Below are 9225 nucleotides of genomic sequence, written 5' to 3'. Positions count from 1 at the left end.
ACACTAATTTTCCTGCCTTCAACTTGGGGGCAGGAAAAAAACAAACGAAAGTGTTCAAAGTTAATTAGCAAAAGTGTTCAATTCTACTTGACGCTTACAGCTGTAGCTAAATAGCTTTCGGGTAATTTCATTTCCGGTCTTTTACTTCGTCCGCGATGTTGCTGCATTTGTTCTTCACGTAAGATACGGTACATCGTTGATTCAGATGCGATGTAGATGGATTGGTCTGCCAGCTTCGGTACGATTTGTGAAGGGGGTAAGTCAACAAACTCTTCTTTTTTGACGACATTCAATACATCTTGCCTTTCTTGTTTTGTAAGCTTATTTTTTGGTTCAGGACGTAGTGCATGGGGACGTTGATCTTCCTTTACGTCACCATCAGATACCCATCGTTCATACGTACGTACACTAATATTCAGCTCTGTACACGCACGTGCTAATCGGGCACCGTCGTGATTAGCTTCCTGAATTAGTTCAACCGCGAGCTTGCGATCTGACGGGGAAATCATTCGTCCTCTAGATCCCCCCAGATCGCTCCGGCCTTTTTTCTTAATAGTAGTAGCGCTGCTGCTTCTGCCAACGCCTTTTCTTTTTTGCGCAAATCTTTTTCAATCTCGGATGTACGCTTCTTCTCTTCTTTTAACTCTTGAGAAAGTCGTTTGGTTTGATTAATTTCACCAGTATTTGCGCTCAGGCAGACGGAACGCCATGCATCGATTTGTTCTTTATATAAACCTTTTTTCCGGCAGTATTCTGCTAGATCTGCTTGGTTCATCGCGTATGTTTCCAGCACAACTAAGAACTTATCTTCACTACTCCAGCGCTCAGAAGTCTGTCCATTTCCAGGAGTTGCATTTCCGTCAATACGTGCTTTGTTTCTCCATTTATATAGGGATTGTGCTGAAATTCCAAGGTCATCACTAATACTTTTAACAGATTCGTTATTTGGGGGCATCATTCTAACGAGGACAGCGTCCTTCATTTCCTGCGTATATCTAATTGTAATTTCGTTCTTCATGTCGCACGACCTCCATCTATTATTTAAAGTATAACAGGAGAGCATCCTACGACAACTAGCCTAACAGAGGGGGGTCATACAGTGTGAACAAGAGCTACTGATTAGAATACCTAATAAATTTCCTTTAGTAATATCTTTTATATTAATTGAATCTTTACCATTAAATACTTCTACACTGTTCATTTTCCTTCCGATTCCTTTAGGAAATTGAGATTCTTCGGTTTTCTTTATTATTGATTTTTCAATTTCCCTTTTATTTTTATATACTACGACAAGTATTATTATTATTATAAGTACTAGCATTAAGTTTAAAATGTTCAATTAATTACCTCGTTTTTTATATTTTTTCTGAGATGATATTGGTTTTTTATGTGTCTAACCAACCATCAATAAACTCTCTATTTTCCTCACCGAAATACTCAATAAAGAATCGGGAAAAGTTCTTACTATTTACATACTTAAATTGGTGTTCATTAAAGTAATCAGATAAAAATTGAATTGCTTCTTCTTGTCCTCCACGTTCTCTAAAAAAATCCCTTAATATGAGTGGGGTTTTTCCATAAATAATGGATGTATATTCAGACTTTTTAAATTCATCTAATGAAAGATTTACTTTACTACTTGTACTAGTAATTTTTGCTGAATTACTAGCAAATTCATACCCGATTGTCTCGTCTTTGTACTTATCTGTTAAGAACATCGAGGCAACAAATACTGTTAAACTTTCATCGAGCCAAGCATCATGGTATGGATCATTCGAAACCATATTATAAAACCATTGATGTGCTATTTCATGAACAAGCGTATCCTCATAATTATCTTCACTATTCGAAACTTCTACTACATACGGATACTCCATATTCCCTCCATTTCCTATCAAATCTAGCTCAGGGTAAGGATAGTCCCCAATCTTCTTCTCAAAATAAGCAAAGACATCCCCTGCAACTTCAAGTTCTTCCATCAAAATTCCACTTCTGTTAAGTGGAAGAAATATCCTCAATGTGGTGTCATTAACTTTTAATGATTCACTGGTCCATTCCTTTGGATTTAAGAGTGCCATGTAAAAGTCTTTAATGTTTTCTCCTTCAAGTTTTCCTGTCATGGACGGACGCATGTCTCTATCTTCTACTGAACTAACCACAAGAAATTCTTCTGGAAGACTGTAGTTCACTTTATATCTACCATAACTTGTATGATAAGACTCTCCTTTCATATCATAGTCTTCAATATTCCAGCCATTTTGGTAGTGTGCTAACATTGGATACCATTGGGCCAAATAGAAGTTTGTACCCACTCTAGATAATCTGTTCCCATGTTCAGGGATTTTCATTGTGTAATCAATTTTCACTCGCTTCTTCGCACCTGGCAATAGCTCATTACCCAGTTTAAGTAACAGCTTATTGTTCAATAAATCGTATTGTATTTCTTCTCCTGATACCGTAACAGATGTAATAGAAACATCCGCGGCGTCCTGTAAAATTTTAGGTTTATATTCTTCAGTGAACGCATTTGGAATAAAATAGAATCCAATATCATTCCAAGTATCTGGAGAATCATTTGTAACATCTATTTCAGTACTTATTTGAAATAGATTATTTTTATCTAATTTAATGTCTATTAAGTAAGCCCCACTTGCACCAGGAAGAATAACCTCTTCCTCGGGTAACTTTATATCTGCGTTTGAGGGTTTCGAAACTTCTATCAGTTCCCCATCGGTTTTTAATTCCGTATTCAACGTAACTTTTTCAGACGATTCATTTTCTAAATTCGGTTTTGAAATTACTAAAAGCATAATAATACCAAGAAATATTGCTCCAGCAAAACTAAAGATAACTTTAAATCGATTTTCAGTTTTTTTAGAATTACTAAGTATGCCTTTAGCCCCTTCAATAGGTTGCATTTTCACCGCAATCCTAGATGGAATCCAACTTCCTAACATCCCTACTATAAATGGAATTAAACAACTTATTAGTGGTAACCATAATTCAGTTAGGGGTATAGGTCCATACATAAAGTAAATGATTATGAATGACAATACTCCACCAACTACGCCTCCAACTAGTCCTATAACTGCACCCTCAACTAACACCATTTTTCGTATATGTGAATTCTTCCATCCTAATGCTTTTAATAGGGATATCTCATTCCTACGTTCCTTAATATTTTGCCACATGATTTCCGTAGTGGTGAGTATAGAAATAATTAAAGAAATTGAAACAGCGATATAATGATGTATTCCAACTTCCATAGAAACATATTGACCTAACCAAGAGGTGTATAAAACACCGTTTAAACGAAAGGTAACATAGATAAACATTATTAATAATGCAGTTGGTAATGCTATTGCTAAGATAGAAACTAAATTTCTCTGTATTCTGCCCATCACTGTGTTGAAAACCATTGAGAATAAGCCTTTTGTTTTAATTACTCTTTTCCCTGTCAGATTAGTTTCACCTGTTCTCATTACATGCCAAGGGTGTATTTTAGTAATTAAAAGGGAAGGAAGTAAAGAACCAATGATATAAATAAATAATATAAAAAATGTTAATAAAAGAATCTCTGATATCGATAAAGTATCCGCGTCTTTAAAACTTAGCCCTAACTGAACCACGAATGTTAATACGGAAACAATTATGCCTATTAGAAAAGACTCTATTAAGAGAATATTTTTTAATTCCCTTAGTTTCCAGCCTATAGAAAGAAGAATCGCAAACTCTTTTTTTCTTGATAGATATGAAACTAAGTTGGTTGAGAATACATAAATAATCGCGACAAGGATTACACTCATAATTAATCCTGTGTACCCTAATTTTGTTTCTTTAAATATATTAATGGAAGATCCTTTTTTCAACCAAAGTTGTTCTACCCAACCAACTTCTTCATTCTTTCCTGCTTTAGGGATATTTATTAATAAAGGTTGTGGCGATGATCCTAACGTAATATCCGTATGCAGCCCTGTTTGTTTTTCAATTTCTTTTGCTACAATTTCTAATTTTTTCTGGCTCTCTTCACCAATTGTCGCGACATTCTTAACCTTTATTCTAATCGCAGATATTGGTTTATCTCCTAAAATTTGTTCCGCAGCTTCGATGGTTGTAAGCATTGTAGGTGGCTGCATTAAAAATCCATAAATGTTCGAATTAGAATTTATTTTTTTAGGTGGATTAACAGGTTGTCCGTAATTATTTAAAACATGAGTTGCAGTTGGGATACTGTATGTTTCCATTGGTAATTCATTCAATGGGTCCTTTGAAATGTTCAACTTTGACGGATCGTACAAACCAATAAAATATGGACTTAATCTCGGGTTACTTGCCATACTTTCTTCTGTTATTTGAGGTTTACGGTAGGTATCTCCCATTAACTCATTTGAATCGTCTTCATAAGGAATTACCTGAAGTGCTTTTTCCCACCTTTCAGGAAACGGACTTTCTATTGATTGATATGTAAGTGGTCCAGTTTTTTCCCGGAGAATACTACCTAAGCTTAATGTAGATGAATCATTTTTTTAAATTTTATCTCCTGTTTTACTATCAATTCCAGTCAAGTTCTCTATTAAAGATGCATGTACTTTCTCGGAATTATATGTATAATCTTTTACATCTTTTGATGACAACAACTTTAAGTATTTTTCTCCTCCATTTTTTTCAATAATGTCTAAGGACTTTTTCATCTTTGACTCGTTGTTAAACGGAATATCTAATCTTTCTAGTTTAAAGTTTAAATTCTGATTTAAAAATGATCTATTAGATAAGAGTATAGGGAATTTAGTATCTTTTACATTTATTTCCTTTCCGTCAATTCCTTCAAAGCTGAAATCGGTTGAATAAACTTTACTACTATCTGAAAAATACTTCTGTCCTTCTAATGGCAATACGGCATTTTCTAAACCAATTAGTCTTGCTTCCTCAATTGGATCTACACCTGCTAACAAGACTCTTGTATAACTTGATAAATTATTTTCAAAAGCAATTAATCCATATTTTTGATATAGAGTTGAATCAACTTGTTCGTAAATTCCCTTTGAAAAATATAACTCCTCCTTGTCTTCCTTAGAATCAAATCCCTCAAGATCTTGCGTTATAATTGTCAGTCTATAGATTCCAGGTTCCGATATAACAATATGTTTTAAAATAACATTATATCCAGTAAACCCGATCATACTAATAGGAGCTGCTATATCAATATCTTTGATTTCTTTTATTTTTTTGTAATCATCCAAAGAAATTCCACCTGATATCCCACTTATATAATTCGGATCAAAAAAATTGTCGTTTTGGGAAATACCTTTAGTACCTTCTGGTCTTACAACAATATGATAAGAAGCATCCCATTTCTTCTGTAAAGAATCAATTACTGTTCCTTTAGTTGATTCAGACAACCCGATTAATGTACTTAAGCCTCCGCTGATTAGTAAGGCACCTATCATCATCAGTAAAAATCGTTCCTTTTGCCTCATCCATCCTTTAACAATAAATGAAATCATACTGTTCTACCTGCTCGTTCTTTTATTATTGAACCATCCTTCATTTCAATTATCCGTTCTGCTTTTTCAGCTAATAATAGGTCATGTGTGACAAAAATTACTCCGCATTTTTCGTCTCTGTTTAATTGTTGTAGTAGTTCAAAGATAGTGTTACCAGTGTTCGTATCCAAGTTCCCTGTCGGTTCATCAGCCAAAATCCAATCAGGGCGAGCAATTAAGGCACGGGCAATTGCAACACGTTGTTGTTGACCACCAGATAATTGAGAAGGGAATGAATTTAACTTATCGGCAAGTCCTACTAAATTTAAGAGCTCTATTGCTCTCTCCTTTTTATTAAAGTTAACGGTTCTATTAAATAATGGAATCAAAACATTTTCTAAAGCAGTTAATGTTGCTAATAGATGGAATTGTTGAAAGACAAATCCAATATTATTAAATCTAATATCAGCTAATTCATCTAAACCAAGACCGTTAATTAGTTTATCTTCAAAATAAATCTGTCCACTTGTTTGTTGATCTAGAGTTCCCATAATACTAAGTAAGGTAGATTTACCCGAACCCGAAGGGCCCATAATTGAAACAAATTCCCCTTTAGTAAACTCAATACTCACATCAGATAACGCCTTATATTCGACTCCGTCACCTTTAAAATGTTTGGATACATTTTTAACAACAATATTTTCCAAAGATTACAAACCTCCCAAAGTAATTATAAAAATAAACAGACCCCTAAAGAGAAAGAGGCCTTTTGATTTCAAGCTATAAATAATCTATTAACCGACTTTAGCCATATTTAATGAAGTATTCTACAAACTTTTCCTTCGGATTTAGAGTAGATAATGTCTAATAGCTTTGAGATTTATTTGTTTAATATTATTTATAAAATACAGAATTAGGAGTTTATAGTTGTAGAAAAAAACTACAAAAATCCAGAGTGACATTATGAAAACCTCTTAATTTATATTAAGAAGTTTTCATAACTTTAATTAACAGCCACAGTACATGAAATACTTAGGACTACATTCTGAACCATCACGGTCATCGATTAACAGTTGATGACTTGCTTTGCCTGAACACTCTGGATGTGTACCACATACAATTGATACTTTTGTTCTTGTACATGGAATATACCTTGGTTGAATAAAAGAAGATAAGATTTTCATAATTTCACCCCTCTTAAAATTAATTTTAAACGAGAATATGCTAAAATTAACCTTAACTACCATTCCCATTTATAGTAACTTATGATAATGTAAAAAGTATATTCCGTCAATTTTTAATTAACAGTTTTTAATTATTGACAGTCATTTTTATGGAAATAAATTAATTAATGTAACAATTATCAATTTGATTACATTAATATGGAGGGATTGATTAGCATTATTTTAACTGTTTTATTTTATTTAGGGAAATTTTCTCTAGCGTTGGTTTTTCTTTTTTCTTTTGTAGACAAGATATTAAATAAGGAGAAACATCTTATATCTTTTAAAGCGTATAGAATCCTTACAGAACGCTTGGTTTATATTGGATTTTATCTTGTCCTGCTCTTTGAAGTGTTAATATTTTGTAATTTATTATTAGGAAGAATAAACATATTTACTGTCGTTATATTCAGTTCAGCGCTTTTAATATTTTCAATTGCAGTTACTAAAAATATAGTACTAGGAAATACAGACCAATCCTGTGGATGTGGCGGAATTTTAGAAAATAGTGTATTGCATTGGGGAATAGTTTTTAGAAATTTTTTCTTAATAATGGTTATTTCCCTATTATTTAAGTTGGAGAATGATAATATTCTATATATCATAAATTTTTGGGAAAAATTACTTATTTTTTCACTTTCTATATGTTTATTATTAACTATCATGATCAAAAAAGAAATAGGAAAAATAATTATCAAAAGAAATAACATTTTAAAATACTTATATTGAAAGGAATAATCATGTTATCAAATATATTACTATCAATCGTTCTTGTATTATTAATTATTCAATTTTATATAATACATTTCATCATCAAATATACTAGAGGTTTTCTAGAAGAAATAAGAGGGGTTAAAGGCTTTCAATTTAGCACTTTAGATATAGGTGATAATGCACCATTATTTCGTGTTTCCGATTCTAATAATCACAAAATAGTTCTGAAAGACAAACTAGAGAACAGCGATACTATTATGTTATTTGTTAATACTGAATGCTCAAGTTGTAATACTCTTATTCAGTCAATTTCAGAATCAAATTCCAAATATTCATTACCTATTTTTCTAATTAACAATGATACTAGTAACTCGGACTTTGTGTTTCTGGAGTTATTAAAAGACAAAGTTAATTATATAAAATCACCACAAATTTTTTCGAATTATCATATTAATATAACCCCATATTTTGTTTTAGTTGGAATGAATGAAAAAATAAAATCCCAAGGTGAAATAAAAGATTTTAAGCATTTACAATATATTTTAGTGAATTATATAGAATTGGATTCTCACAAACAAGACACTCTTATTACATCGTAGCAAAAATACTAAATAAAGATGTTACTGCCCAGGTTGTCTTTATACACATTCATTGTTTTACTGACTGTAGAATTCTAATGAGACTTTTTAGAGCCTTTTCGAGGGCGTACACTTCGAAAAGGCTCTTTTTCGTTATATTAAGTACTTTATGATTTCCCGTTCTATTTAACCAACATTTGTTCCCAAATCATCTGACGAAAAGATTATGGTATTGATTGTTTTACCGCAGCACCGCATATGCTGTCCGTTAGGGGCAATAAAACGTTGATAAAGCGCAATGTCATGCTTTGAATCGTAAAATTCTACCCTTGTCCCGCGGATGGGCATCGTCCTCGCAACTTCTTTTTGAATTCGATCGGCAAGTTCTTCGGAAATCGAGTACCCTTTCCCTTCGTCACCTAGCAGAATTACATCGACGGGTAAAGTGTTATCTTTTATGATTGTGTAGATCCTCGTTGCCGGTACACCTAATTGTTTTGCAAGTTCAGAAGGGCGTAGACCCGTTGGTTGGTTCTGCTTACGTTCTACTGCAAGCGCATCCACTTCCTCCCGCCTATACCTAGCTTCACGGTTCAATCGATGTGGATCCGCAATTTTTATGATTTTCTTTTGTTTTGCATAGTGATAAACTGTGGGTTTCGAAACACCGAGTATGTCTGCTACTTCTTGTCTAGTGTACCAGTCATTCAATTAAATCACTCCATTCTATTGAAATATTTGAAGTCTTTTTGTCATCCATTACACCCTCTATATAATTATGTCGCTTTATTGGGGTACCGTTAAGACTTATTAACGTACTGTGAACTGTTAGAATGCAGGGCTAGATTATCACCTTCTAATAATCGTTCAAATGATTTCTCCAACATCTCTGAAACGATCGAGTAGGTGGGTCTTGAACCAATGGTGTAGATAATAATCTCTTCAATAAATAAATCTAAAATGGGGGATACATACAGTTTCTCTCAAAATAATATAAACTCTGTAATGTCTGTTACCCATTTTACATTTGATTTTTCCGCCTTGAATTTGCAAACTCAAATATTGGGCGCAATCTTGCCAACTGTCCCCTTGTACGATCGATATTTCTTTATACGTACTAAACATTTCAAACCTAATTCTTTTATGATGCTGCATTTTTTTATAATTTGCGGTTGCAACTGCTTGATTGGCGGTAACTCCAAAATCATTCATATAGTTAAGTACATC

Annotated in this window: 8 protein-coding genes and 1 pseudogene; 2 read left to right on the top strand and 7 right to left on the bottom strand. The window is 33.1% G+C overall.

All coding sequences use genetic code 11. The features are described from left to right. Positions 1-83: 83 nt before the first annotated feature. The 5 genes from I2483_RS12325 to I2483_RS12305 all read right to left on the bottom strand — a co-directional run bounded on the left by I2483_RS12325 (position 84) and on the right by I2483_RS12305 (position 6190). On the bottom strand, positions 84-509 hold the full coding sequence (locus I2483_RS12325) for a helix-turn-helix domain-containing protein (protein WP_207277455.1): 426 nt from the start codon (positions 507-509) through the stop codon (positions 84-86). Further along, positions 506-1018, bottom strand: a complete 513-nt coding sequence (locus I2483_RS12320; protein ID WP_207277454.1) for a transposase — start codon at positions 1016-1018, stop codon at positions 506-508. The genes I2483_RS12325 and I2483_RS12320 overlap by 4 nt, the downstream gene beginning before the upstream one ends. Positions 1019-1385: 367 nt before the next feature. Continuing rightward, positions 1386-4379: an FtsX-like permease family protein gene (locus I2483_RS12315; protein ID WP_207277453.1), complete on the bottom strand. Its 2994-nt coding sequence runs from the start codon at positions 4377-4379 to the stop codon at positions 1386-1388. Between the two features lie 147 nt (positions 4380-4526). Then, a complete protein-coding gene (locus I2483_RS12310) occupies positions 4527-5504 on the bottom strand; it encodes a hypothetical protein (protein ID WP_207277452.1) in 978 nt (325 codons plus the stop codon). Beyond that, positions 5501-6190 (bottom strand): ABC transporter ATP-binding protein, encoded by a 690-nt coding sequence (locus tag I2483_RS12305; protein ID WP_207150842.1) that lies wholly within the window; start codon positions 6188-6190, stop codon positions 5501-5503. The genes I2483_RS12310 and I2483_RS12305 overlap by 4 nt, the downstream gene beginning before the upstream one ends. Positions 6191-6874: 684 nt before the next feature. Between I2483_RS12305 and I2483_RS12300 the strand changes: the two genes are divergently transcribed. Together I2483_RS12300 and I2483_RS12295 are read left to right on the top strand one after the other, a co-directional pair. Next, positions 6875-7435 (top strand): MauE/DoxX family redox-associated membrane protein, encoded by a 561-nt coding sequence (locus tag I2483_RS12300; protein ID WP_207150843.1) that lies wholly within the window; start codon positions 6875-6877, stop codon positions 7433-7435. A gap of 11 nt (positions 7436-7446) precedes the next feature. Next, positions 7447-8019, top strand: a complete 573-nt coding sequence (locus I2483_RS12295) for a redoxin domain-containing protein (protein ID WP_207150844.1) — start codon at positions 7447-7449, stop codon at positions 8017-8019. Positions 8020-8184: 165 nt separating this feature from the next. Here the strand turns inward: I2483_RS12295 and I2483_RS12290 are convergent, their stop codons facing one another. Next, complete coding sequence (locus I2483_RS12290; RefSeq protein WP_207150845.1) at positions 8185-8709, bottom strand: helix-turn-helix domain-containing protein; 525 nt, start codon at positions 8707-8709, stop codon at positions 8185-8187. 116 nt (positions 8710-8825) lie between these two features. Further along, positions 8826-9146: pseudogene (locus I2483_RS12285) on the bottom strand (IS3 family transposase); the annotation flags it as partial. Positions 9147-9225 lie beyond the last annotated feature (79 nt).

The organism is Sporosarcina sp. E16_3 (genome assembly GCF_017347125.1).
Classification (GTDB): Bacteria; Bacillota; Bacilli; order Bacillales_A; family Planococcaceae; genus Sporosarcina.
The sequence above is the reverse complement of the archived record's forward strand: the minus strand, read 5'-3'. Positions and strand labels throughout refer to the sequence as shown.